The sequence below is a fragment of the Spirillospora sp. NPDC048824 genome (assembly GCF_043198455.1).
In the GTDB taxonomy this organism is placed as follows: domain Bacteria; phylum Actinomycetota; class Actinomycetes; order Streptosporangiales; family Streptosporangiaceae; genus Spirillospora.
In genome coordinates this window covers 193,510-217,050 of sequence record NZ_JBICUS010000008.1, presented here as the reverse complement: position 1 = coordinate 217,050, position 23,541 = coordinate 193,510, and the positions used below count along the sequence as shown (strand labels likewise).

The window sequence follows — 23,541 nt, the reverse complement described above, 5'->3', positions numbered from 1 at the left end:
ATACTGCATCAGTCGCCCGTGATGTAGGAGTCCAGCAGGCCGTCCGAGATGTGGAGATTCTGTGCGGCTTCGCGGAGGCGGTCGGGCCAGTCGGAGTCGGCGCGGAGGGCGCCCACGGCGGTTTCGATCGCCGCGGTCGTGCCCCAGACGGCGATCGTGCGGGCGTCCAGGTCGCGTTGGTCCCGGGCCCACCAGGCGTTGATGTGACAGAGTTGCTCGACGAGAGTATCGCCCGGAATCACGCGTCCATAGAGGGACGTCCATTCATCGCTTCGGCTGTGCCGGCCCGCGTCAGGGACCGCCTGGTGCGCTTCCTGGAGTTCCTCTAGGACGAGGCACCAGCGGTACGGCGTGGCGAAGTATTCGGACTCGTTCGCCATACAAGGCGCACCGTGAAAAGCGCCCGTGAGGTGCCCGGCCAGTTCGGTGGGAGCGCTGCGGGCCGCGACGGCGGCGTCGACGGCGTGGGAGAGGGCGCAGTCGCGGAGTCGCGAGGGCAGCCCCTCAAGCACGGAAAGGGGCGGATTGGGAGTACCCCACCCGGTCAGATGGGCGGCCGCGGCCAGTTCCGCCCACAGGACGAGTTCGGGACGCTCGTCCAACGCGCGCTGTGCCGTGCGCATGTCGCGGAGGGTGCAGGGGGAGTCGCGGCAGTCCGTCCCGCAGGTGCCGCTCCGGGGGTTCACCAGGACGCGGGGGGACGCGACCGGCGCGGCCTTCTCCAGGTGGGAGCCGTCCGGCATGCGGACGAGATGCGGGTAGTCCATGCCGTCGGTGAACACGGCGCCCTCGCCCGGCGTCAGGGTGACCAGGTACTGCGACTGGTCCTCGGTGATGTTCATCGTGGCGCCGACCGCGTCCCGGTCGTCCTTCGCCGGCAGCCGGTGGACGATCTTGACGGCGGTGTTCTTGATGACGTCCGGGACGAGCTTGGACGGGATCTGCTCCGCCACGATCAGCCCCTCGCCGTACGCGCGGATCTCGGCGAGGAGGCTCGCGAACGTCTCCACGGCGTGGGACGCGGGTCCCGCCTCCTCGCTGCGGCGCAGCAGCCGGTGCGCCTCCTCGAACACGCTCAGATGCCGCAGCCCCGCCGAACCCCCCTGACGCTGCTGCATCCGCAGGTGCTCGACCAGCCGCACCAGCACGGTGCCCATCAGGAACGCCTTGTCGCGGTCGTCGCCGACGTCCTCGATCTCCAGGACGACGTTGCGGGAGAGCAGCGCGCCGAAGTCGATCGGGTGGCCGCCCTCGAAGAACCGCCCGGTGGTACCGAGCCGGAGGCTGGACAGCCGGACGCGGATGAACCCGCGGACGTTGTCGGTGATCTCCTGGCCGTAGCCGATGTCGCTGACGACCTGCTCGGCGGTGGCCTGCAGGTCGGCGAGGGTCGGGTAGCGGGGGGACGTCCCCGGAAGGGACGGCTCTCCGAGCGCCAGGTCCCAGCCGAGCCGCTCATAGCACCGGGTCAGCGCGGCGGACAGCACCTGCGGGAACGGTTCGTCGGCGTCGAACGCGGCGAGGAACAGGGCACGGAGCAGGTCGGCGTGGGTCTGCAGCGGGAACGGCCGCCCGTCGGGGCCGGTGGCCGGTTCGAGGGGATTGATCCCGGCGGCGATCGCGTCCGCGTCACCGGGCCGGATCGCGACGACCTCCGCGTCCGGGAGCCGCGCCGCCATCAGCCGGTACTCCGCCTTGGCGGGCTCGACCACCAGCCACGGCAGCCCGGCGCGCGAGGCGGCCGTGAGCAGCGAACGGACGGTCTGCGACTTGCCGGCGCCGGTCGCGCCGCACACGAACGTGTGCCGGTTCAGGCTGGACAGCGGCAGCGACAGCGGCCCGACCTCGCGGCGGTTGCGGTCGAGGACCCGTCCCAGCGGCACGCCCGCGTCCGCCGAGCCGGGCGTGACGTCGAACTCGGGCGTCACGTCGAACTCGGGACGCATCGCGAACCGGACACCGGCGACCTCCCGGACGGGCGGCCGGGCCAGCGCCGCCACCAGCTGCGTGCTCGCCTCGAACGGCCCGTCCGCCCCCGGGACCAGCGCGTACGGCAGCCGGCTCAGGTCGGCCGACGCGCACACCAGCGCCGCCACCCGCGCGGCGGCCCGCGGCGTCGCCGCACCCGCCATCAGATGAACCCGCCAAAGGCCGGATGTGGCCGCCTGGCGAAGCTCGCGGTGCCGCCGCTCCATCCGGACGGCGGCGACCGAGTCCTCGGGCGACAGCTCCGCCATCGACTGGGCGCGCTGCTGCCGGTCGGCCAGGTCGTCGGCCAGCCGTTCGGTCTCCGGACCCGTCACGGGCTCGGCGACCAGCATCCAGGCGAACGGCTGCATCCACACCGACAGCAGACCGTCCTCCAGGGACGGCCTCGCGGGCTCGTCCGGCGCCCCGTCGTTCGGGAGCGGGCCGTCCACCAGGAGGCCGTCGGCGATGGCGCCGATGCCGACCCAGTGCGCCATCGAGTCCTCGGCGATCCCGTGCGGGAGCATGACACCGCGTCCGCCCGCCGGGAGGCTCAGCGTCGCCGACGCGCCGTCACGGTCGGCGAGGAGCCCCTCGCCGCCGACGAACACCTCCGTCGGACCGGACGCCAGCGCGCGCCGCCAGCCGACCAGCACCGGCTCCCCGCCCGCGTGGTACGCCGACACGAGCGCGGCGAGCCGCTGGTCGCGCCACTCGTCCCGCCCGTCCGCCGCGTCCCGCCGCGGCACCTCCAGCAGCCGGCACACCGGCAGGCCGCGCACCACGTCCCACATGATCAGCCGCCCCAGCGGAACAGGTTCTGGAACAGTTCGGCCTGCTCCAGGGCATCGTCCAGCGCGTTATGGGTGTGCGGGCGGGCCGACAGCAGCGCGGCGGGCATCTGCCGTTTCGTCGATTGGGCGACCATCGCCCCCGCCTTGGCCGCGTAGAGGGTCTTGATATCGAGATGACGGGAATGCCCGAACGGCGAGCGCGACGTGAACCGCATCCAGTACCAGTACAGCCACATCCAGTCATAGGCGAGCGGGTACGCCACCAGCACCGGCAGCGCACCGCCGGAGACCGTCTTGACCCACGCGGCCGCCTCGCTCATCGCCTCCGCCGGATCGCGGCCCTCCCGGACGAGCCGCCCGCGGTCCAGCCCGCTCACCTCCAGCGCCTTCGGGTCGAAATCATCGCTGATCGGCTTCAGCTCCGCGTAGAAGGTCTTCTCGGACGGGTCGGGCGCCGTGAACCGCGTCCCGTCGAACGTCCCGCACACCGCCATCCCGAAACTGAGCATCGAGTACGGCCCCGGAACCGGCCCGTCCGCCTCGATGTCGACCGAGACATAAGACTCGGTTCGCGCCATCACCGCCGTCCTCCCCGGCCCGGCGCCCGCACCGGCGGACGGACACGCCGCTCCAGTGCCCCGCCCCGCCCTGCGGCTCCGTCCCGCTCCACCATCACGGGCAGTCAGGCTATTGAGCAAGCCCGCCCTTGGGAAGGCCGATTCGGGGCAGAGGACCTGACAAGTCCCCTGTCAATCTGCTTGGGTGGTTCGCGCATCGCCGCGCATTCCCCGCAGGGCGTGACGATCGAGTCGGCACCCGAGCAGAACGGGGGTTCAGCGTCGTGAGGGGTGGACCGGTCGATCATGAGAACCTGCTGTCGCGCCGTGACCGGCTCTTCAGCCCCGAACCCCGCCTCGGCTGGATCTTCCGGGACCGCTGGTGGTTCCTGCGGCCGTTCCCGGAGCCGCCCCCGCGGCAGCAGGCGCTGCCGGACTACCTGGCCCGCCGGGTCACCGAGACCGAGCAGGCCGCCCAGCGCCGCCTGAGCCGGACGTTCCCGGTGAGCGGGGGCATCGGCGCCCTCCTGCTGCTGTTCGCCGCCTGCTCCGCCGGCGGCTCCGCCGGGGACGCCACCGTCCCGATCGGGTCGCTGCTGCTCGCGGTCATCGCCGCGGGACCGGGCACGGCGCTGACATGGTGGGCCGTCCGGCAGCGGCAGCACGCCCGGCAGGCGTACGAGCTGGCCCAGCAGCAGATAACGAACGGCTACCAGGACCAGGCGCGGCACTGGCAGTCGCGCAAGCACGCCCACGACGCCGCTGAGCGCGCGCGGCTCGACGGCCTGCCCGAATGGGGCGCGGCCCCGCGGCCCGGTCGCCGCCTCGACGTGTTCGGCGGGACCCTGTGGGCGTGGGAGGCGCTGCTGACCACGTACGGGACGTCCACCCTCGCCGTGCAGCCGCTCCTGGTGCTCGACCTGTCCCGCGAGGTCGTCAGCCGTGAACTGGTCGAACTGTCCCAGGCCGCCTGGATGGGGGTGGACGCGCAACTGCTGCCCAGCCGCCAGGCCTCGTCCACCCTCCTGACGGACATGTCGCCGCAAGACCTCGTGGACGCGATCGTCGAATCCATGCACGGAGGCACCCCCGACGCCGCCCGCGCGGACCGCAGCATGGACGGCCGCATCCTGACCAAAGTGTGCGAAGCCCTCGGCGGCACCATCACCCTCGGCCGGATCGGGGCGGCCCTCCGCGCCCTGATGGGCGAACCCGACGACGGGGACCTGCTGACCCGCGAAGAGCGGCGGCACATCGCGAGCGACCTGTTCACCGTCGAGTACCGGCGCCAAGCCCACGCGAACCTGTCGCGGATCGAGTCCTACGTGCACCCGCTGGAGAACCTCGGGACGGAGCCGTCCGAGGACGGCGTCGGCTACCTGACGTGCATCGCGCTGGACAGCCAGGCCCGCAACGTCCGCTCCGAACTGCTCACCGACCTGATCGTCCAGTGGGTCACGCACCGCATCACCGCGTCCTACGACTCGACGCCCGCCCTGGTCGTCGCCGGCGCCGACGAACTGGCCCGCCGCCACCTGGAACGGCTGTCGGACGCGTGCGAGCGGCGCGGCGTCCCGCTGACCCTGCTGTTCCGGCGGCTCCGGGAGACGTCCGCGGAGATGATCGGCGGCGGCGCCGTCGCGTTCATGCGGCTCGGCAACCACGAGGACGCCACCCGGGCCGCCGACTTCATCGGACGCGACCACCGCTTCGTCCTGTCGCAGATCACCAAGAACGTCGGCGGGAACGAGTCCCACACCTCCACCGACACCCGGGGCGAGGGCGACTCCGACACCCGCAGCACGAGCCGCACGACGGGCACGTCCCGCAACTGGGGGACGAGCCGCTCGTCGGGCACCAGCTATTCGGGCGGCGAGATGTTCGGGCTGTTCCCCGACCGCTCCACCTCCTACCAGCGCGGCCGCAACCGGGGCGGCGGCACCAGCACCAGCGACACCGAGGGGATCGCCACGTCGACGTCCCGGAACTGGTCGGCCGCCTACTCCTTCGCCGAGGGCACCAACTGGAGCGACGCCGACACCACGCAGCGCGTGTACGAGTACGCCGTCGAACCCGTCTCCCTCCAGCACCTCCCGGACCACGCCCTGCTGGTGGTCGTGTCCGCTCCCGGCGGCGGCCGCACCGTCACGCCCGTCGAATGCGACCCCGCGATCATCACTCTGGACCGCGTGACCACCGGCCCCCTCCCGGACCCGCCCCCGCCCCCGCAGGCCGTCCCCGGCCCCGCCCCGGCCTCGCACGGACCCCTGACACAGCAGCCGCCGCGGTGGGCGGCCCCGCCCGCCCCGCCTCCGCCGCGGGCGCCCCTGCCGTCCGACCCGGGCCCGCCGCCCGGCGGGCAGACCGGGCCGCGCCCGCCCGGGGATCCCCGCTCCGGACCGCCGCCGCTGTTCGGCGGCAAGGGCTGATCCGCTCAGCCGAGCCGCCGCCGCAACCCCTGAGCCCGCCGGACGAGCGGCAGCGGCAACCCGTGCGGAGCATGCTCGATGCGGTGCTCCACGGCCGCGACCAGCTCGGCACCGAACCCCAGCCGCACCGCCGCCGCGTCCGCCCGCGCCTCCCCGCGCCCGCCGGGCAGGCGCGCGGCCCACGCCACGGCGAAGGCGACCGCCGCCGGCAACGCCACCACGACCGTGACCGCCGCGGCCAGGACGGTCAGGAGGAACACCGCCACGAAACCGATCGGCCGGTGCCACGCGACGGCCCGCTTCCACATCGGGCCGATCGGGGACCACGACCAGCGCAGCATGCGCCGCAGCGCGCGGCTCGGCAACGTGACCTGCGCGTGGACGAACGCCGGCACCGCCCGCCACCCCAGCAGATGCCCCAGCTCGTGGGCGAGCACGGCCTCCAGCCGTCCGGGCGGCAGCGAACGCGCCGAATGGGACGTGACCGCGACCGTCCGCCCGAACGGCTGACAGGCGTTCAGTTCCTCCGACTCGACGACGACCAGCCGATACGCGCCGGCCCCCGCGCGCCGCTGGACGTTCCGCCACGACTGCTCCAGCCGGCCGCGCTCGGCGTCCACCGGATCGCGATACCCGTAGGCACGCGGAGCGGCCAGAGGCGCCGCCAGCAGGACCGCCCACACGGCGACGACCGCGACCGCACCCCAAACGGGCCAGACCAGGGACGACCCGAACGCGGCGGCCGCCACGAGAACGGCCTCGCACGCCACGATCAGCCCGACCCGGACCCCGGCCCCATGGGACGGTGCCTCCTGCGGCCGCCCCGGAGGCAGGAACCGCCCCACCTCGCCCGGCCCACCGTGACCGTCCTGCTTCTGGACCTCCTGACCGGCCTGTACCACGGGCCCCGGAACCCGCGACGGCGGAAGGTCGAGCGCCCCCGCCCCCGCCCCGGCGGCCGGCGACGCCTGCGCTGATGTGCCCGCCGACCCTGGCCGCATCCACCCGCCGAGAGCGGAGGCCGCCTGCCCCTCAGCGGCCCTGGGCGGCACCTGCGGAGCCGGAGCCGGCGGCCGCGGCGGTGCGCTGGACGGCGGCGGCTGGGCGAACGCGTGCTGCTGTGGCACAGCCTGCGGCGCCGGTTGCTGCGGCGTGGGTGCTTCGGGCGGTGCTGCCCGCGGTGGCTCGCTGAGGGCCGGGGGCGGGGGAGGTTCAGGCGGTGCCTGCGGGGGCGGGGGCGGAGTGGGCGCGGGCTGGAGAGGCGGTGCCTGTGGGGCGGGCTCTCGTGGCGCCGGGGAAGGGGCGGGTCTGGACGCGGGCGGCGCGGTCTGGGGCGGGCCGCCGGGGCGGCGGTGGGTTCGGGAGCGGGTCGCGTACGGGCGTGACTGATCCGTCCAGATTTCTCCGTCCCAATAGCGTTCGCGGCCCATCCACTCCGGATCTGGGTACCACCCAGGTGGTGCGCTCACCGGAACCCTCCCGTCAGGATCAGCTCAAGGCTTGCGCACGCCGCGATTCAGCGTCAACGGAATGGTCAAAGCTTGGGGGTGAAGGGGCGGCGGTGGGCGGGGTCGTCGGGCTCGGCGAGGCCGCGCAGGGCCGTCTCGACGAGTTCGACGGCCTCCAGGATGGCGACCAGGCGGGCGCCTTCGCGGCGGTAGGTCTCCAGGACGGCCTCCACGCCGTGCGGCGGGACGGCGTCCCCGAGATCGACGCGGGCGGTGCGGAAACCCTCGCGGGCCGCCTCGACGGACGCGGCGACGTGCTGGCGGGCCATGCGGGCCAGCACGATGGGGTAGCGGCGGAGGACGCCGTAGCGCCGGTACTCGGGCGGCACGAGCTCGAGCAGCCAGGCCATGGCGGTGTCCTCGAACCGCTCGGTGCCCGGTGGGTGCACCTGCGAGGGCCAGCCGGGTGGAACGTAGGTGCTCACGCGGTCAGGATAACCCGCCTTCGAACCTATGTTCGATAAAAATCGGACACGATTATTCCGCGGGCGGGTTGCGGCGGATGCGGATCTTGCCGGAGTCCAGGTCGTCGCGGGAGGAGCCGGAGCCGGTCTGCTCATGGTCGTCCTGGCGCAGGATCTGCTGCCGCTCCTGCTCCTCGACCTTGACTTTCTTCGAACCCTCGAACGCGGAGGCGAGGTCCTCGAACATGCCTCCGCCGAACCCGGCGCCGGTCTCACCGTCGCCGCGGATCGCGCCCATCAGGGACGACCTGCCGGTCCCCTCACGGGGCCATTCGACGATCTCCGGTTCGGCCGGCTCGGGGCGGTTGCCCATGGCGCGGCCCTTGACGCGCTTGCGGCGGCGAAAGGGTGACTTCACGCACTCTCCAACGCGATGAGTGTCCAGTTTGATCCCGGCGGACGCTCAGGGCGTGAACGACCACCGGGTGGGAGAACCGGTGAAGTCTCCCTGGCGGAGCCCGAACGCCGTCTGTGGCCGCACCGCGACGGTGGCGTTCACCTCGGGGTCCAGGAAGTCCACACGATATCGGGTGGCGTACTTGGAATTGACCAGGTCGATGAACCGCTGGAGGTCCTTCTGCTCGGTGAGGACCTCCGCGAGCCCCTCGACGACCACCGGGTTCTCCGCCTCCTCGGTGGTCACCACCACCCGCGGGTTCGCCCGCAGGTTCACCATCTTGCGCGACGGGACGGCGCTGCTGAACAACAGCGCCTCACCGGACCAGGCTCCCCATACCGGCATGGCGTGGGGGCGTCCGTCCGGCCGGACCGTGCACAGCCAGAAGTTGCGCGCGGCCCTCAGCCGTTCCTCGGCCCAGGACCACGGAAGCAGGCCGCTTCCCTCGTCCGGTCCCGCGATGCCGTAGCCGGGCATGTACGGACGTCCGGCGGTGGGCTCGGTGGCTGCGGTGGGCACGATGGGCTCCGGTTCCGCGGCGGCGCCGGAAGCCGACATGGCATTCTCCCCTCGGTCGGGTCGTCCCTCGTCTGCTGTCCCCGGCCCATCGTTTCAGACGCGGGCGCCTTGCGGTGAAGCTCGGTGGCTCGTTGGGAGCGGCTCGGCGCGGTAGCCTGCGGGACGTGCGCCTATCCCATGTCATCACGGCTCTTGAGGAGCTCTATCCGCCGGCGTGGGCGGAGTCCTGGGACGCCGTCGGCCTCGTCTGCGGCGACCCGGATCAGGAGGTCCGCCGGGTGCTGTTCGCGGTCGACCCGGTGGCCGCCGTGATCGACGAGGCGCTGGAGTGGCACGCCGACCTGGTGGTCACGCACCACCCGCTGCTGCTGCGCGGAGTGCACTCGGTCGCCGCGACCACGCCGAAGGGGCGGCTCATCCACCGGATGATCACCCGTGGGGTGGCGCTGCACACCGCGCACACCAATGCGGACCGGGCCGATCCCGGCGTGTCCGACGCGCTCGCGCGGGCGGTCGGCGTCACCGGTGAGCTGCGTCCGATGGTCCCCGCCGACGACGACCCCCGCCGCGGCCTCGGCCGGATCGGGGAGCTGGACGGGCCGGTCACGCTGCGGGAGTTCACCGGACGGGCGGCCGCCGGGCTGCCGTCCACCGCCTGGGGGGTGCGGGCGGCGGGCGACCCGGACCGCACCGTCCGCACCGTCGCCGTGTGCGGGGGCGCCGGCGACTCCCTGCTCGACACCGCGCGCGCCGCCGGTGTCGACGTCTACCTCACCGCCGACCTGCGGCATCACCCGGCGTCGGAGTTCGTCGAGCAGGGCGGGCCCGCCCTGGTGGACGCCGCGCACTGGGCGACCGAATGGCCGTGGCTCGCCGACGCCGAGCGGCGTCTGGCGGCGGCCTCACCGGAAGCGGGCAAGTTGGAGACCCGGGTGTCCACGCTCGTCACCGACGCGTGGCGCCTCCACGACGAAGGAGCACTTTGAAAGCCGCACCGCAAGCCCAGCTTCGCCTGCTCGACCTGCAGGAGCTCGACGCCTCGCTGGACCGGCTGGCCCACCGGCGCCGCACGCTTCCCGAACTGGCGGAGATCGAGCGGCTGGAGGGACGCCTGACCGAGTTGCGCGACGCGATCGTGTCGGCCGAGACGGAGGTCGGCGACCTGCAGCGGGAGCAGAAGAAGGCCGAGCAGGACGTCGACCAGGTCCGCACCCGCGCCGACCGAGACCAGAAGCGGCTCGACTCCGGTCAGGTGACCTCCGCCAAGGACCTCGGCAGCCTGCAGGCGGAGATCGAGTCGCTGCAGCGCCGCCAGTCCGACCTGGAGGAGGTGGTGCTGGAGATCATGGAGCGGTCGGAGGAGGCGGACGGCAGGGTCGCCGCGCTGCGCGCCGACCAGTCCGCCGCACAGGACGAGCTGACCGCGCTCGCCGAGCGCCGTGACGCCGCCCGCCGCGAGATCGACGAGGAGGCGGGGACGGCCGGCGCCGCACGCACCGCCGTCGCCAAGGACGTCCCGGACGATCTGCTCGCCCTCTACGAGAAGCTGCGCGGCCAGTTCGGCGGCGTCGGCGCGGCCAAGCTGTTCCGCGGCGCCTGCCAGGGCTGCCACCTGGCGCTCAACACCGTCGACCTGAACACCCTCCGGACCGCCGCCGAGGACGAGGTCATCCGCTGCGAGGAATGCCGCCGCATCCTGATCCGCACGCCCGAGTCGGGACTGTGAACGCGGTTGCCGGGGGGCGTGGGGGGTCGCCCCCCCACGGTGGCGCGGGCAGGAAGCTGATCGTCGAGGCGGACGGGGGGTCGCGCGGCAACCCCGGCCCGGCCGGGTACGGGGCCCTCGTCCGCGACGCGCTGACCGGGGAGGTGCTCGCGGAGGTCGCCGAGTCGATCGGTCACGCCACCAACAACGTGGCGGAGTACCGGGGCCTGATCGCCGGGCTGGCCGCCGCGTCCGGGATCGACCCGTCCGCCCGCGTCGAGGTCCGGATGGACTCCAAGCTCGTCGTGGAGCAGATGTCGGGACGCTGGAAGATCAAGCACCCGGACATGATCCCGCTGGCGCTGCGGGCCCGGGAGCTGGCGGAGGATCTGGGCCCGGTCTCCTACGGCTGGATTCCGCGCAACCGCAACGCGCACGCCGACCGGCTCGCCAACGAGGCCATGGACGCCGCCGCCCGCGGCGAGCACTGGGTCCGCAAGGTCGAGGAGACGCCGGGGGAGCCGGAGCCGCCGCCGTCCGGCTGGGTGCCTCCGTCGTCCACCCCGATGACCACCGTCCTGCTGCGGCACGGCGAGACGCCGCTGTCGGCCGAGAAGCGCTTCGCCGGAACGGGCGACGTCCCGCTCACCGCGAACGGCCTCGCCCAGGCCCGCGCCGCGGCCCTCGCCCTCAAGGACCACGGGCTCGACGCGATCGTCACCTCGCCGCTCACGCGCTGCCGCGACACGGCCGCCGAGGTCGCCGCCGTGACCGGGCTGGATGTCCGCGTCGAGGACGGGTTCCGCGAGACCGACTTCGGTGAATGGGAGGGCCTCACGTTCGCCGAGGCGGGCAGGGGCTGGCCCGCGGAACTCAAGGCATGGCTGGCCGATCCCGAGGTCGCGCCGCCCGGCGGGGAGAGCTTCGCCCGCGTCTCCCGCCGCGTCCGCACGTCCCTGGACAAGCTGAAGGTCCGCCACCGCGAGCAGACGGTGCTGGTCGTCTCGCACGTCACGCCCATCAAGCTTCTGGTCAAGGACGCGTTGGGCGCACCGATGTCGTCCCTCTACCGGATGCACCTGAACGTGTCGGCCCTCTCGTCCATCGACTGGTACGCCGACGGCCCCGCGACCCTGCGCACCTTCAACGACACCCACCACCTTCCGGCCTGAGACCCTGCCGGACGAGCCAGGCTCCCCGAACCGGGAACACCACGGGACCCGCTATCGTCTAGGTACGGCGGACGAGCCGGCCGGACGGCCGCGTCGGGGAGCGATCCCCGTCGAGGAAAGTCCGGGCTCCACAGGGCAGGGTGGTCGGTAACGCCGACCCGGGGTGACCCGCGGGAAAGTGCCACAGAAAGCAGACCGCCACCGGTCCGCCGGTGGTAAGGGTGAAACGGTGAGGTAAGAGCTCACCAGCGCCCACGGTGACGTGGGCGGCTCGGTAAACCCCACCCGGAGCAAGGTCAAGAAGGGGCCCCGCGAGAGGCCCCGCGCAGGTGCCCGAGGGCGGCCCGCCCGAGCCTGCGGGTAGACCGCTGGAGGCCGCCGGCAACGGCGGCCCGAGATGGATGGCCGTCACCCGCCGCCCCTCACCGGGCAGCGGGCACAAAACCCGGCTTACAGGCCGACTCGTCCGCCCCCCTCACTCGCTCAGAGACCGCGTCCTTCCGGCCGCCTGGTGGCCGGGGCGGTGGGGCGTGCAACTCACATGCTTCGGGTCACACGACACAGAGCGGACGAAACAAGGCGCCTACTGTCCTGGTAAGAGCCGATCGCCTCGATCAGGGGTCGGCGGCGGGGCCGGGTGCTGGGCCCCGTGGAGAGGAGCGCTGATGATCACCATCATGTTCGTGACCCTCGTCCTCGCCGGGGCGCTGGGTTCCCTGGCCTATCTGTGGGACTTCTCGCGCGCCAGCCGACGCGACGCGCTGTTCCTTCCGGCGTCCGACCGGCGTGCACGGCGGGCGCGCCGGGTGACCGGGATGTACGTGCGTGACTACGCGCGGCGCGAGGACGAACTCGTGGGCCGCTGACCACCGGCGCGTGGGCCGTCCCGGCGGGGGGACGGCCCACACTTGGCTCAGCCGACGGTCCGGGGCCGCGGGGCCTCGTCCGGTACGGGCATGAAGACGCCCTTGGCCCGGTCGAGGATCTCGACGTTGGCGGACTGCAGGTCCAGGTAAAGGCCCACCAGTTCGATCTCGCCGGACTCGACCCGCTCCCGGAGCCACGGGTAGGTGAGCAGGTTGTCGAGCTGCTGCATCACGTTGATCTTGCAGAGGCGGGTGAGGGGCGGCTCGTCCTCGCCGGACGGGTCGGTGGCGAGGAACCGGGCGAGGCTGTGGTTGCCGTGCTTGAGCCACCGGGATAGCCCGGCCAAATGCTCGACCTCGGTGCCGCCCGCGAGGAGCGCGGCCATCGCGCCGCAGTTGGAGTGGCCGCACACCGTGATCGTCCGGATGTCGAGGACGTTGGTGGCGTACTCGACGGTGGCGGCGACCGAGTCGTCGCGGGTGCGGGTGCCGTGCCGCGGGATGAGGGCGCCGACGTTGCGGTTGATGAACAGGTCACCGGGCCCGCTGGCGGTGATGATGTTGGGCACGATGCGCGAGTCCACGCACGTGATGAAGAGGTGCTGGGGTTTCTGCTCCATCGCCAGCTCGGCCATGATCGGGCGGACGAGGCGGGCGGTGCGGCCGTGGTACTCGCGGACGCCGTTCAGCAGCACGGCGGCGGGGGACACCTCGGGCGCGTCGAGCTCCTCCTCGGAGCGTCGCCGACGATTCGCCCAAGGCGCCCACCAGCGAGCAGTAGGGGGCGTTTTACGCGGCGAGGACATATCACCTGTCACCGCTCTTTCATACCAAGCCTCGTGAACCTCGTCGATGTCGACCCTCCCCCCTTGGCGCTCGTGGGCCAGCCGCCACTGGTGGATGGCGTCGAACGCGGCGTGGTCCATGAAGTCGACGTTGAGGTCGAGGTCGACGCTGGAACCGGCCGGGACGTCCTGCAGGAGCCGCGTCACCTTCGGGACGCCGAGGAAGGTCAGCGTGCCCTCCACGACCACGTGGGTGCGGGTCGGGAACGGGCCGTCGTCCGGCTCGGGGACGAGTTGCTCGGCGCGCACCGACAGCCGGGTCAGCCGCCGCAGCGCCAGCACCCCCATGATCCCGATGCCGAGCAGCACGCCCTCGCCGAGCCCGAGGACGACCACGCCGACGAGCGTGCCGAAGTACGCGGGCGCTTCGCGGTGGTGACGAAGGTCACGGATGCGGGCGATGTCGATGAGCCGGACGCCCAGCACGACGAGCAGCGCCGCGAGGGCCGCCAGCGGAACCTGCTCGATCGCCGGGCCGCACGACAGCGCCAGCACGAGCACCCACACGCCGTGCAGGACGGTGGAGACCCGGGACCGGGCACCGGCCTCCACGTTGGCCGTGCTGCGGACGATCACGCCCGCGATCGGCAGCCCGCCGAGGAACCCCGACACCGCGTTGCCCGCCCCCTGGCCGAGCAGGTCCCGGTCGAGGTCGGTGCGCGGGACGCCGGCGGGCCGCCGCCGGTCGATGGCCACGCTGCACAGCAGCGACTCGACGGCCGCCACGAGCGCGACGGAGACGACCGCGCCGGCGATGCCGGCCGGCGAGCCGTGCGGCAGGACGGGGGCGTCCCAGCCTCCGAGGAGGCTCTCCGGAAGCTCGACGCGCCGCGCGTCCCAGCCGAGCGACCAGGCGGTCAGGGTGGCGAGGACGATGGCGGGCAGCGGGCCGGGGATCAGGCGCAGCGGGCCGTTCCTCGGCAGCCGGGACCAGCCCAGCAGCACCGCGAGCGTCAGCGCGCCGAGCAGCGCCGGATGGGTGTGCGGGTTCACGAGCTGGCCGGGCAGCTCGCGCAGGTTGTCGATCGCCGACCGCTGGGTGCTGCCGCCGAGCACCACGTGCACCTGCGCCAGGACGAGGACGACGCCGACGCCCGCGAGCATCCCGTGCACCACGGCGGGGGAGACGGCGAGCGCGGTCCGCGCGACCCGGCTGGCGCCGAGAACGATCTGCAGCAGCCCGCCGAGCAGTGTGATCGTGCAGGTGGCGCGCCAGCCGTAGGTCTGTACGAGCTCGGCGACGATCACGGTCAGCCCGGCGGCGGGGCCGCTGACCTGGAGCGGTGATCCGCCGATCAGGCCCGCGACGATCCCGCCGACGACGGCGGCGATCAGCCCGGCGGCGACCGGCGCCCCGGAGGCGACCGCGATGCCCAGCGACAGGGGGATCGCGACGAGGAACACGACGAACGACGAAAGGACATCCCGCCGCACCATGGATACATTCGGTGGCTTTGAAGTCACTCTGTGTATATAACCAGGGTTCCCCCGGCTTCACCCACCACGCAGCGGGGCGTGTTCACGTGGGCCGCCGGAGCGGTTCCGGTGGCCCACGTCGGTGGTTCGGCGCCTGGTGCGGCTCTCCCGGGCCGTCAGCGCCGGTAGTTCTCCCAGTCGTCGGCCGTCTGGCGGGGACCGTACTGGCCGTTGTCGTTCGTCTGGCCGCCCTGCGGGTAGCCGTCCTGCTGCTGGCCGCCGTAGTAGCCGCCGCCGTACGCCTGGGTGGCGTTCGGGTCCTGGTAGCCGCCCTGCGCGCCCGGGTCGTGGGGCGCGGCGAGCGGGTCGGCGCCGCCGTTGTAGCTGCTGCCGCTGAAGTCGCCGTAGACGCCTCCGGCGCCGGCGGGACCGCCCTCCGCGCCGCCGAAGCCGCCGTAGGGTTCACGGCCGCCGTTGAGCGGGTCGTCGTAGCGCGGCGATTCGCCGTAGGCGGGAGCCGTCGGGTAGCCGTCGTTCTGCTGGCCCTGCCCGTAACCGGCCGGGGCGCCCATCCCCGGGTCGTACCCGGGCGGGGGACCCGACGGGGCGCCGGAGCCGAGCCCCGGGTCGTATCCGCCGGGGTGGCCGCCGGACGGCCAGGGGCCGGTGTTCCCGGTGTTCCCGGTACCGCCCGTGGTGCCGAACGAGCCGGTGCTGAGCGGGTCGCCCAGCGGGTCGTTCAGGGAGCCGCCGCCGTAGGAGCCGCCGGCGTCGGACGAGGGCCCCGTGCCCGCCGACCGCTGCCGGTCCGACTGGATGCGCTGGAGCAGTTCGTCCACCGTCGGGAGCTTGTGGCCGTCGGTGTCGGATCCTCCGCCGGGGCCGCCATGCGCGGCGGGTGCGGCAGGCATGGCGGGCACGGCGGGCGCCGGGGGAGCGGGTGGGGCGGAGTGCTCGTCGGGGCGGCCGAGGGGCAGCCCGAGCGGGTCGGACACGCGCGGGTCGCCGCCGCGGGGCCCGCCGGGCCCGAGCGGCATGTCGTAGCCGTCCTGGCGGCCGCCGGGAGGCGGTCCGGCGGCCGGGCGGCCGCCCAGCGGGTCGGAGCCGTAGTCGCCGTACGACGGCTCGGGGGAGCCGTACTGGGGCTGGTCGCCGTATCCGTGGTCCTGGCCGCCGTAGGACGCTTCACCGGGACCGTAGTCCGCCGCCCCGTACGCGGGCTGCGGCTCCTGCCCGCCGTAGACCTGCTGGTCGGGTGCACCGTAACCCTGCTGCGGGACGCCGCCCTGCATGCCGGGGCCGGCGAGGTCGGCGGGAAGGGGGTCGAGTGACGTCGACGCGGGGTCGTGGCCGGTGAACGGGGAGCCGCCCTGGAACCCGCCGGGCGCGGGCATCTGCTGGGGGCCGGTGCCGCCGCCCTGGACGCCCATTCCATTGAAGGCCGGGGCGTCGGCGCCCATGGAGACCGGCTGGGTCAGGCTCGGCTGGATCGGGCCGGGCTGCTCGGCCTGCGGCTGCTCGATGGGCGGCTGCGCGTGCAGCGGGTCGGCGGCGAGGTCGACGTCCGAGCGCTCGCCGTCGTGGTCGTGCTGCCACGGGAACTTGGGCTTGTCGAAGGTGATCGTCGCCCAGTAGTCGTCGTCCTCCATCTCGTCCGACGCCTGGCCGCTCGGGGCGGGGGGCGGCGGGGACGGGGCGGCGGTGGGAGCGGCGAGCGGGCCGCCGGCGACCCGGCGGTCGAGGGCGGGGTCGGGCGCGCCGTGCCGGTCGTAACCGCCGTCGTACCCGTCGTTGTAGCCGTAGTCGTCCTGGCCGCCCATCTCCTCGTGCGGCGGGACTCCCCTGCGGCCACGCGGCTGCGGCTCGTCGTCAATCCAGTCGTCGTCGTCGCGTCCGGTCCTGCTGGCCCGCAGGCCCAAGGCCACGAGGACGACCACGAGGACCACGACCACAATGAGGCCGAAGACCACGATGTAAGAAGTCATGCCACCACCCAATGCCTTGGCCCGGTGAGAGTCGCCGGCGCGGACCGCGAGTCCGTCCCGATTGTCGCAGGCGGTCGCTGCCGTCCGGGCCTAGCCCGATTCTGACCGACCGCTATGACCGTTGTCACACCCTTCGCGCACATTTACCCTCGCACGGCGTGTGCCGATCGGCCAATCGCGCCCATCGGTACACCCCTGTCGGCTCCAGCCCCCCGGTGGGGTCCGCCCTGACCGTGCGCTCGGCGGCTTCACGGTCAACGCGCCTACTTGCCGCCGAAGTTCCCGATGATCCTTCCCCGTCCCACCGTGTGCTCGGCGATGGCGGGCAGCGAGTCCTTCAGAGCGGCGCCGTCCTTGAACGGTGCCGGATGGTCCAGTGCGTAGATGGTGAACCGGTACCGGTGCCGTTCTCCCTTGGGCGGGCACGGCGGTGCGTAACCCGCCTTCTTGCCTGTGGTCAACCCTTCGACGGTCCTGTCCAGGCGGGCTCCCTCGACGAGTTCGTTGACCGTCCCGTCGATGCCCGCGATCACCCAGTGGACGTAGGCGCCGCCGGACGCGTCCGGGTCGTCCATGACGATCGCGAACGACCTGGTCCCGTTCGGCGTGCCCGACCACCGGAGCGGTGGGGTCTTTCCCTGTCCGCCAGGGTACGTCGTGCAGCCGTACCTCGGGGGCAAGTCCTGCCCATCGCGGAAGACCGGGCTGGTCACCGTGAACCACTCCGACAGTTCGGCGCTCTTGGTCTCGGGCTGGCCGATCACCCCGCAGCCGCTCAGGGACCCGGCGAGCGCGAGCGCGCCCACCGCGGCCAGGATCGGACGCCGGTCTCTGCTCATCATCGATTCGCTCCCGGGCGAGATCGTACGCCGCGCACCGCCGGACCGCCGTCATCCGGCCGCGCGCATCCCGCCCGCCGGCGCCCCCTTCCTCGTCGACCCCAACGATAGGGCTTCGCCGGTAGTGGAACGGGCCTTTCGTCCCGCCGGTGGCGGCCCTCCCCGGCCGCGTGCTGTGACCTTGGTCATGCGTGCTTTGCCCCGTTCCATCCCCAAAATTGGAAAGGAGTGGCGTGTTTCACAGCCCTGATCACACTCTGCTTTACCAGGACGGGAAGTTTCGATGTTCTTTCGCGGTTATTGGTTGGTGCGAGGCACGTTCCATCGGTTAGTTTGTGAATGTCTTCACAAGCCGACCGTGACATTGGAGGGCCGCAATGGCCAGGACCGCCGAGGGGACCCCTGGCGCTCCCCACATCCTCATCGTGGGTGGCGGCTATGTGGGCATGTACACCGCCCTGCGCCTGCAGAAGAAGCTCAGACGCGAGCTCAGGCGGGGCGAGGTCAAGGTCACCGTCGTCGACCCCAACTCGTACATGACATACCAGCCGTTCCTTCCCGAGGCCGCCGCCGGGAACATCTCCCCGCGGCACGTCGTCGTCCCGCTCCGCCGCGTCCTGCCCAGGTGCACCGTGCGCAAGGCCCGGGTGACCGAGCTGAACCACGACGAGGGCTGGGCCATCGTCCAGCCGCTGGCCGGGCCGCCGGAACGGATCTCCTACGACTACCTCGTGATGGCCGCCGGCGCCGTGCCCCGGCTGCTGCCGATTCCCGGGCTCGCCGACAACGGCATCAGCCTCAAGACCGTCGGCGAGGCCATCCACCTGCGCAACCACGTCCTGGAGCAGCTGGAGATCGCCGAATCCACCGACGACGTCGAACTGCGCCGCAAGGCCCTCACGTTCGTGTTCGTCGGCGGCGGGTTCGCCGGCGTCGAGGCGGTCGCCGAACTCGAGGACATGACCCGCCACGCCACCAAGTACATGCGCAAGGTCACCCCGCAGGACCTGCGGTTCATGCTGGTCGAGGCCGCCGGCCGCATCCTGCCCGAGGTCGGGCCCGACATGGGCAAGTGGACCGCCGAGCAGCTCCGCGGCCGCGGCATCGACGTCAAGATGAACACGCTGCTGCGGTCCGCCGTCGACGGGCAGATCGAGCTGTCGGACGGGAGCAGCTTCCAGGCCGGGACACTGGTGTGGAACGCGGGCGTCAAGGCCGCCCCCGTCGTCCGGAACGGCGACCTGCCGGTGGACGAGAAGGGCCGCGTCAAGGGCACCGAGTACCTCACCATCGAAGGCCTGGTGCGGGCGTTCACCGCCGGCGACAACGCCGCCATCCCGGACCTGACCCAGGAGGGCATGTACTGCCCGCCGAACGCGCAGCACGCCGTCCGCCAGGCCAAGCTGCTCGGCGACAACATCGTCCGCTCGCTGCGCGGCAAGACCCTCAAGGCCTACGCCCACGGCAACATCGGCGCGGTAGCCGGGCTCGGCCTGCACAAGGGCGTCGCCCAGACCTACGGGTTCAAGGTGAAGGGCTGGCCGGCCTGGTTCATGCACCGCAGCTACCACGGCGCGAAGGTCCCGACCTTCAACCGCAAGCTGCGCGTCGTGGCGGACTGGACGCTCGCGCTGTTCCTCAAGCGCGAGACCGTCTCCCTCGCCACCGTCGAGCAGCCGCGCGCCGACTTCGAACTGGCCGCCCTCGACGACGCCCGCGCGAAGGCCAAGGAGCAGGAGAAGGAGACCGAGAACGCCGCCTGAGCCGGCGACCCTGCCCGCTCAGCGGAACGCCCCGGAGGTCTCGCGACCGCCGGGGCGTTCCGCACTCGGGCGCGGGGAAGGGATCTACGCGCGCTTCTTGAAGGCCCGCAGGGAGAGCGGGGCGAAGACCAGCGAGATGCCGAAGCCCCACGCCAGCGCGACCAAGGCGTGGTCGAGGACGGGGCCGCCGACCAGCAGGCCGCGCATCGCCTCCACCAGGTGAGTCACCGGGCTGTTGTCCATCACCGCGGCCACCGGCCCGGGGATGCCCTGGGTCGTGGGGATGAACGCGGTGCTCAGGAAGCTCAGCGGGAAGATCACCACGAAGCCGAAGATCTGCACCTTCTCCGGCTCGTTCACCTTCATCGCGATGTAGACCGACGTCCAGGAGAAAAGGACGGCGAAGGCGAGCAGGAGGGCGAACGCGGTGAACAGCGCGAGGACGTTCGTCTCGATCCGGAAGCCGATGGCGAACCCGACGAGGAGCAGGATCATCATCGACCACCCCTGCTTGGCGGTGTCGGCGATGATCCGCCCGGCGAGCGGGGCGCTGCGCGCGATCGGCAGGCTCCGGAACCGGTCGAAGACGCCCTTGGTGATGTCGGTGTTGAGGCCGAAACCGGTGCTCATCCCGGCGAACAGCGCGTTCTGCGCGATGATGCCGGGGATGACGACCGGCAGATAGTTCTCGACGCTGCCGGACATCGCGGGGCCGAACACGTACGCGAACAGCAGCACGAACATGATGGGCTGGATGGACAGGTCCAGCAGCTCCATCGGGTTGTGCTTGATCTGGACGAGGTTGCGCCACGCCAGCGTGGCCGTGTTGCGCAGGGCGGTGCCCGGTGCGATCCGCTTGGACAGGTCCTGCGGCGCGAACGTCGCGGTGGTCATGCGGACGCCCCTTCCTTGTCTGCCGCCTGCTTCCTGGTGGACTCGGCCAGTTCGCCGGCCTCGGCGTCGATGTCGTCGGTGTGGTGGCCGGTGAGGGCGAAGAACACCTCGTCCAGGCTCGACTTGCGCAGCGACAGCTCGCCGATCGCGATGCCGGCCTCGTCGAGGCGGCGGACCACGCCGGGCATCAGCTGCGGGTCGGTCATCGGTGCGCTGACCAGGCCGTCGCGGGTCTCCGGGGCGGCCTCGGCCAGTTCGCCGACGAGCTTCGCCACGGTGCCGGCGTCCGCCGGGTCCACCGGGCGGACCTCCAGCACCTGCCCGCCGACCTGCGCCTTGAGGACGTCGGACGTGCCGTGCGCGATGATCTGGCCGCGGTCGATGACGACGATGTCGTCGGCGAGCTGGTCGGCCTCCTCCAGGTACTGCGTGGTGAGCAGCACGGTGACGCCGTCGTCGGTCAGGCCGCGCACGATGTCCCACAGGCCGTTGCGGCTGCGCGGGTCGAGGCCGGTGGTCGGCTCGTCCAGGAACAGGATCTGCGGCCGTCCGACCAGGCTCGCCGCGAGGTCGAGGCGGCGGCGCATCCCGCCGGAGTACGTCTTGGCCGCGCGCTCGGCGGCGTCGGCGAGCTGGAAGCGCTCCAGCAGTTCGGCGGCGCGCGCTCTGGACGCCCGCCGCGACAGGCCGAGGAGCCGGCCGATCAGGATGAGGTTCTCGGTGCCGGTGAGCATCTCGTCGACCCCGGCGTACTGGCCGGTCAGGCCGATCATCTGCCGCACCTTGTGCGCGTCCCTGACCACGTCGAACCCGCCGACCCGGGCGCTGCCGCCGGTCGGCTCGATCAGCGTGGCGAGGATCCGGGTCATGGTGGTCTTGCCGGCGCCGTTCGGGCCCAGCACCCCCAGGACCGTTCCCGGTTCGGCGGTGACGGAGACGCCGGCCAGCGCCTGGGTTTCACCGAACCGCTTCTCCAGACCATCGGCCTGGATGGCGTACGTCATGTGATCTCCTAGGACTCTCGTTCGCCGGACGTCTCCGCCTGTTGGAGGCGGATCTGCCAAAATATGCGGTGTCCGGAGTGGTTTGCATCCAGTTTTTCCGCCACCCCGGCGAGACCCGTGAGCAACGAAGACGCGCCCTCACCGTCGCATGTGCCACTGACAAAACGCTGACGCCCGCGAGATCGTGCCCCCGGTTCCGGCGGTTCACCCCGGACGGAACACCGGGAGGGGGCCTCCGGCGTTCTAAACTCACCGTGTGACGTCGGTGCGGCGCAGTCACCAGAGGGACGGCGGGGGGCCGCACCCGCCGCGGCTGCGGCCGCCCGAACACCGGGTGTCGGCCCGGGCGATCGCGCACTGGGCGATCGAGTACCTGCTGCTGTGGGGCCTGGCGTTCGGGCTCGCCCTGGGCGTCGCCGCCTGGGCCGGCGACTCCGGCTGGGACGGCATGCCCGGATGGCTGTCGGGCCGGACCGGCTGGCTGCCCTACGCCGTCGGCGCCATCGGGCTGCTGATGGTGACCGTCGCGCCGGTCTGGCGTTACCGCGTCCATCGCTGGGAGGTCAGCGCCGACGTCGTCTACACCCGGACGGGCTGGTTCAGCCGCGAATGGCTGCTGGTGCCGGTCGGCCGCATCCAGACCGTCGACACCGAGCAGGGCTGGATCGAACGGATGCTCGGCCTGGCCACCATCGAGATCAACACGGCGTCCCATGCGGGATCCTCCGAGGTCTCCGGCCTCCCCGTGGACGTCGCGACCCGGCTGGCCGAGGACCTCGCCCACCGTGCCCACGATCTGCGCGACGACGCGACGTGAACATCCGAGACGGTGACCGCGGTCCCGAACACGCCACGTGGACGTCCCCAGGACCCTCGTCCGGCAATGGCCCGGACGGCGGCGGCCCGGACGGCGGCGGCCCGGACGGCGGCGGCCCGGACGGTGGCGGCCTGGACGGCGGTGGGGAGCGCGCGCCCGCCGACGGGACGCGCCCGGGGGAGGAGAGCGTCCGGGGCGAACGGCTTCATCCGCTCACGTTCGTCGTCGGCGCCGTCCGGGAGCTCATCGCGCTGATCGCCGCCGGCGCGACGGGACTCCTGGTCGGCGGACTGTCCACGGCGTTCTACTTCACGCTCGTCGGGCTGGCGCTCGGGCTGCTCTTCCACGTCGCCGGCTGGCTGACGTTCACGTACCGGCTGTACGACGACCGCATCGAGCTCCGCCGCGCGCTCATAGGGCGGTCGGTCAAGAGCATCCCGCGCGACCGGATCCGGGGTGTGGACATCAACGCGTCCCTCCCGCACAGACTCCTCGGCCTGGCGGTCGTCCACATCGACGCCGGCGCGGACGGAGGCGAGGGCGCGCTGAACGCGGTCTCCCGCCACGAAGCCGAACGGCTCCGCCGCGTCCTCCTCGCACGGGACGCCCCGGCGCCACCGCGACGCGTCCTCGCCCGCATGCGGCGCCGCTGGTACGTGTACGCTCCGCTCAGCGGCGCCTACCTCCTCACGCCCTTCGCGCTGGCCGGCAGCCTTCTCGGCACCCTCTACAACCTCGGCGACGACCTCGGCTTCATCACGCGCGAGCGCGTGGAGAACCTCGGCCACGACGTGGTGGGCCTGCCCACCGCCCTCGTCGTCGCGCTGGCCGTCCTTCTCCTGATCACCATGCCCGTCATGTCGGTGATCGTGTTCACGATGTTCAACTGGGACTTCACCGTCCACCAGCGGGACGGCTCCCTCGTCATCGAACGCGGCCTGATCAGCCGCCGCAGCGTCTCCCTCGAACGCCGGCGGCTGCGCGGCGTCGAACTCGCCGACAACCCCTTCGAACGCGTCACGGGGGTGACCCGCCTCGGCGCGCTCATCACCGGCCTCGGGGACGCCGCCCACCGCGGCCGCCTGCTGCCGGCGGCCCCCCGGACGGTCGCCGAGTCGCTCGCCGCCCGCGTCGTCGGCAACGTCCCCGGACCGCTGACCGCCCACCCTCCGGCCGCCCGGAGCCGGCGCGTCACCCGCGCGGTGGCGCCCCCGGCGGGCTTCGCCGCCCTGGGCGTCCTCGCCGGGCAGCCCCGGGTCGCCTACCTGTTCGCCGCCCTCGCCGTCCTGGCCGTTCCGCTCGGCCTGGACCGCTACCGCCAGCTCGGCCACATCACCGACGGCGAACGCCTGAGCGTCCGCTCAGGGTCGCTGCGCCGCCGCCAGGTGGTCGTCGAGCACACCGCCATCGTCGGCTGGCGCGTCCGCCGGACGCTGTTCCAGCGCAGGCTGGGCCTGGCCACCCTCATCGTCGCGGTCGGCGCGGGCGACGGCGGCTACTCGGCGATGGACATGGCGGAAGACGACGCCGTGGCCCTGGCCGCCGGCATAACGCCCGCCTGGCTGACCCCGTTCCTGGAGCCCCCGCCGGACGCCTGAC

At 72.6% G+C, this 23,541-nt stretch carries 19 protein-coding genes, 1 other RNA gene and 1 pseudogene; 9 read left to right on the top strand and 12 right to left on the bottom strand.

Annotation, left to right across the window (positions count from 1 at the left end; genetic code table 11):
• Positions 1 to 8: 8 nt before the first annotated feature.
• Both ACGFIS_RS18300 and ACGFIS_RS18295 read right to left on the bottom strand, forming a co-directional pair.
• A complete protein-coding gene (locus ACGFIS_RS18300) occupies positions 9 to 2,753 on the bottom strand; it encodes an ATP-binding protein (protein WP_392971840.1) in 2,745 nt (914 codons plus the stop codon).
• An 11-nt stretch (positions 2,754 to 2,764) separates the two neighbouring features.
• The gene (locus tag ACGFIS_RS18295) at positions 2,765 to 3,340 is read right to left on the bottom strand and encodes an exonuclease (protein WP_392899127.1); all 576 of its coding nucleotides are present in this window, start codon (positions 3,338 to 3,340) and stop codon (positions 2,765 to 2,767) included.
• A 263-nt stretch (positions 3,341 to 3,603) separates the two neighbouring features.
• On the opposite strand from ACGFIS_RS18295, the gene ACGFIS_RS18290 reads away from it, so the two are divergent.
• Positions 3,604 to 5,748 (top strand): hypothetical protein, encoded by a 2,145-nt coding sequence (locus ACGFIS_RS18290; RefSeq protein WP_392899125.1) that lies wholly within the window; start codon positions 3,604 to 3,606, stop codon positions 5,746 to 5,748.
• 5 nt (positions 5,749 to 5,753) lie between these two features.
• On the opposite strand, the gene ACGFIS_RS18285 is transcribed toward ACGFIS_RS18290, so the two are convergent.
• The 5 genes and pseudogenes from ACGFIS_RS18285 to ACGFIS_RS18265 all read right to left on the bottom strand — a co-directional run bounded on the left by ACGFIS_RS18285 (position 5,754) and on the right by ACGFIS_RS18265 (position 8,675).
• The gene (locus tag ACGFIS_RS18285; RefSeq protein WP_392899596.1) at positions 5,754 to 6,650 is read right to left on the bottom strand and encodes a M48 family metalloprotease; all 897 of its coding nucleotides are present in this window, start codon (positions 6,648 to 6,650) and stop codon (positions 5,754 to 5,756) included.
• Between the two features lie 477 nt (positions 6,651 to 7,127).
• Positions 7,128 to 7,217: pseudogene (locus ACGFIS_RS18280) on the bottom strand (DUF2510 domain-containing protein); the annotation flags it as partial.
• A gap of 65 nt (positions 7,218 to 7,282) precedes the next feature.
• A complete protein-coding gene (locus ACGFIS_RS18275; protein WP_392899122.1) occupies positions 7,283 to 7,681 on the bottom strand; it encodes a hypothetical protein in 399 nt (132 codons plus the stop codon).
• A gap of 52 nt (positions 7,682 to 7,733) precedes the next feature.
• Positions 7,734 to 8,078, bottom strand: coding sequence for a DUF6191 domain-containing protein (locus ACGFIS_RS18270; protein WP_392899119.1), 345 nt, complete (start codon positions 8,076 to 8,078; stop codon positions 7,734 to 7,736).
• A gap of 45 nt (positions 8,079 to 8,123) precedes the next feature.
• The gene (locus tag ACGFIS_RS18265) at positions 8,124 to 8,675 is read right to left on the bottom strand and encodes a pyridoxamine 5'-phosphate oxidase family protein (protein WP_392899116.1); all 552 of its coding nucleotides are present in this window, start codon (positions 8,673 to 8,675) and stop codon (positions 8,124 to 8,126) included.
• A gap of 125 nt (positions 8,676 to 8,800) precedes the next feature.
• Between ACGFIS_RS18265 and ACGFIS_RS18260 the strand changes: the two genes are divergently transcribed.
• The 5 genes from ACGFIS_RS18260 (at position 8,801) to ACGFIS_RS18240 (ending at position 12,379) form a co-directional block, all read left to right on the top strand.
• Positions 8,801 to 9,622, top strand: coding sequence for a Nif3-like dinuclear metal center hexameric protein (locus ACGFIS_RS18260; RefSeq protein ID WP_392899113.1), 822 nt, complete (start codon positions 8,801 to 8,803; stop codon positions 9,620 to 9,622).
• Complete coding sequence (locus ACGFIS_RS18255; RefSeq protein ID WP_392899110.1) at positions 9,619 to 10,362, top strand: zinc ribbon domain-containing protein; 744 nt, start codon at positions 9,619 to 9,621, stop codon at positions 10,360 to 10,362. The genes ACGFIS_RS18260 and ACGFIS_RS18255 overlap by 4 nt, the downstream gene beginning before the upstream one ends.
• Positions 10,359 to 11,513 (top strand): bifunctional RNase H/acid phosphatase, encoded by a 1,155-nt coding sequence (locus ACGFIS_RS18250; protein WP_392971836.1) that lies wholly within the window; start codon positions 10,359 to 10,361, stop codon positions 11,511 to 11,513. The genes ACGFIS_RS18255 and ACGFIS_RS18250 overlap by 4 nt, the downstream gene beginning before the upstream one ends.
• Positions 11,514 to 11,585: 72 nt before the next feature.
• An RNA gene (rnpB, locus tag ACGFIS_RS18245) (RNase P RNA component class A) lies at positions 11,586 to 11,982 on the top strand.
• Between the two features lie 196 nt (positions 11,983 to 12,178).
• Positions 12,179 to 12,379: a hypothetical protein gene (locus ACGFIS_RS18240; protein WP_392899105.1), complete on the top strand. Its 201-nt coding sequence runs from the start codon at positions 12,179 to 12,181 to the stop codon at positions 12,377 to 12,379.
• A gap of 47 nt (positions 12,380 to 12,426) precedes the next feature.
• On the opposite strand, the gene ACGFIS_RS18235 is transcribed toward ACGFIS_RS18240, so the two are convergent.
• From ACGFIS_RS18235 to ACGFIS_RS18225, 3 genes are all read right to left on the bottom strand, one after another.
• Complete coding sequence (locus tag ACGFIS_RS18235; protein ID WP_392971833.1) at positions 12,427 to 14,661, bottom strand: SulP family inorganic anion transporter; 2,235 nt, start codon at positions 14,659 to 14,661, stop codon at positions 12,427 to 12,429.
• A gap of 155 nt (positions 14,662 to 14,816) precedes the next feature.
• Positions 14,817 to 16,625: a hypothetical protein gene (locus ACGFIS_RS18230; RefSeq protein WP_392971830.1), complete on the bottom strand. Its 1,809-nt coding sequence runs from the start codon at positions 16,623 to 16,625 to the stop codon at positions 14,817 to 14,819.
• Between the two features lie 263 nt (positions 16,626 to 16,888).
• Positions 16,889 to 17,467 carry a YbhB/YbcL family Raf kinase inhibitor-like protein gene (locus tag ACGFIS_RS18225; protein WP_392899097.1) on the bottom strand — a complete coding sequence of 193 codons (579 nt, stop codon included), beginning with the start codon at positions 17,465 to 17,467 and terminating at the stop codon, positions 16,889 to 16,891.
• A gap of 374 nt (positions 17,468 to 17,841) precedes the next feature.
• Between ACGFIS_RS18225 and ACGFIS_RS18220 the strand changes: the two genes are divergently transcribed.
• On the top strand, positions 17,842 to 19,227 hold the full coding sequence (locus tag ACGFIS_RS18220; protein ID WP_392899095.1) for an NAD(P)/FAD-dependent oxidoreductase: 1,386 nt from the start codon (positions 17,842 to 17,844) through the stop codon (positions 19,225 to 19,227).
• Positions 19,228 to 19,311: 84 nt separating this feature from the next.
• Here ACGFIS_RS18220 and ACGFIS_RS18215 read toward each other — a convergent pair whose 3' ends face one another.
• Both ACGFIS_RS18215 and ACGFIS_RS18210 read right to left on the bottom strand, forming a co-directional pair.
• Entirely contained in the window at positions 19,312 to 20,121 is an 810-nt protein-coding gene (locus ACGFIS_RS18215) for an ABC transporter permease (RefSeq protein ID WP_392899092.1), read from the bottom strand.
• The gene (locus ACGFIS_RS18210) at positions 20,118 to 21,125 is read right to left on the bottom strand and encodes an ATP-binding cassette domain-containing protein (protein ID WP_392899090.1); all 1,008 of its coding nucleotides are present in this window, start codon (positions 21,123 to 21,125) and stop codon (positions 20,118 to 20,120) included. Before ACGFIS_RS18210 ends, ACGFIS_RS18215 begins: the two co-directional genes overlap by 4 nt.
• A 256-nt stretch (positions 21,126 to 21,381) precedes the next feature.
• Here ACGFIS_RS18210 and ACGFIS_RS18205 point away from each other — a divergent pair, with 256 nt between their 5' ends.
• On the top strand, positions 21,382 to 21,942 hold the full coding sequence (locus ACGFIS_RS18205; protein ID WP_392899087.1) for a PH domain-containing protein: 561 nt from the start codon (positions 21,382 to 21,384) through the stop codon (positions 21,940 to 21,942).
• Positions 21,939 to 23,540 carry a PH domain-containing protein gene (locus ACGFIS_RS18200; RefSeq protein ID WP_392971827.1) on the top strand — a complete coding sequence of 534 codons (1,602 nt, stop codon included), beginning with the start codon at positions 21,939 to 21,941 and terminating at the stop codon, positions 23,538 to 23,540. The genes ACGFIS_RS18205 and ACGFIS_RS18200 overlap by 4 nt, the downstream gene beginning before the upstream one ends.
• Position 23,541: the final 1 nt, after the last annotated feature.

Bases quoted from the DNA above. Each gene is read 5' to 3' on its own strand.
- ACGFIS_RS18295 (WP_392899127.1), bottom strand. From the start codon at position 3,340: ATGGCGCGAACCGAGTCTTATGTCTCGGTCGACATCGAGGCGGACGGG.
- ACGFIS_RS18265 (WP_392899116.1), bottom strand. From the start codon at position 8,675: ATGTCGGCTTCCGGCGCCGCCGCGGAACCGGAGCCCATCGTGCCCACC.
- ACGFIS_RS18240 (WP_392899105.1), top strand. From the start codon at position 12,179: ATGATCACCATCATGTTCGTGACCCTCGTCCTCGCCGGGGCGCTGGGT.
- ACGFIS_RS18235 (WP_392971833.1), bottom strand. From the start codon at position 14,661: ATGGTGCGGCGGGATGTCCTTTCGTCGTTCGTCGTGTTCCTCGTCGCG.
- ACGFIS_RS18230 (WP_392971830.1), bottom strand. From the start codon at position 16,625: ATGACTTCTTACATCGTGGTCTTCGGCCTCATTGTGGTCGTGGTCCTC.
- ACGFIS_RS18225 (WP_392899097.1), bottom strand. From the start codon at position 17,467: ATGATGAGCAGAGACCGGCGTCCGATCCTGGCCGCGGTGGGCGCGCTC.
- ACGFIS_RS18220 (WP_392899095.1), top strand. From the start codon at position 17,842: ATGGCCAGGACCGCCGAGGGGACCCCTGGCGCTCCCCACATCCTCATC.
- ACGFIS_RS18215 (WP_392899092.1), bottom strand. From the start codon at position 20,121: ATGACCACCGCGACGTTCGCGCCGCAGGACCTGTCCAAGCGGATCGCA.
- ACGFIS_RS18210 (WP_392899090.1), bottom strand. From the start codon at position 21,125: ATGACGTACGCCATCCAGGCCGATGGTCTGGAGAAGCGGTTCGGTGAA.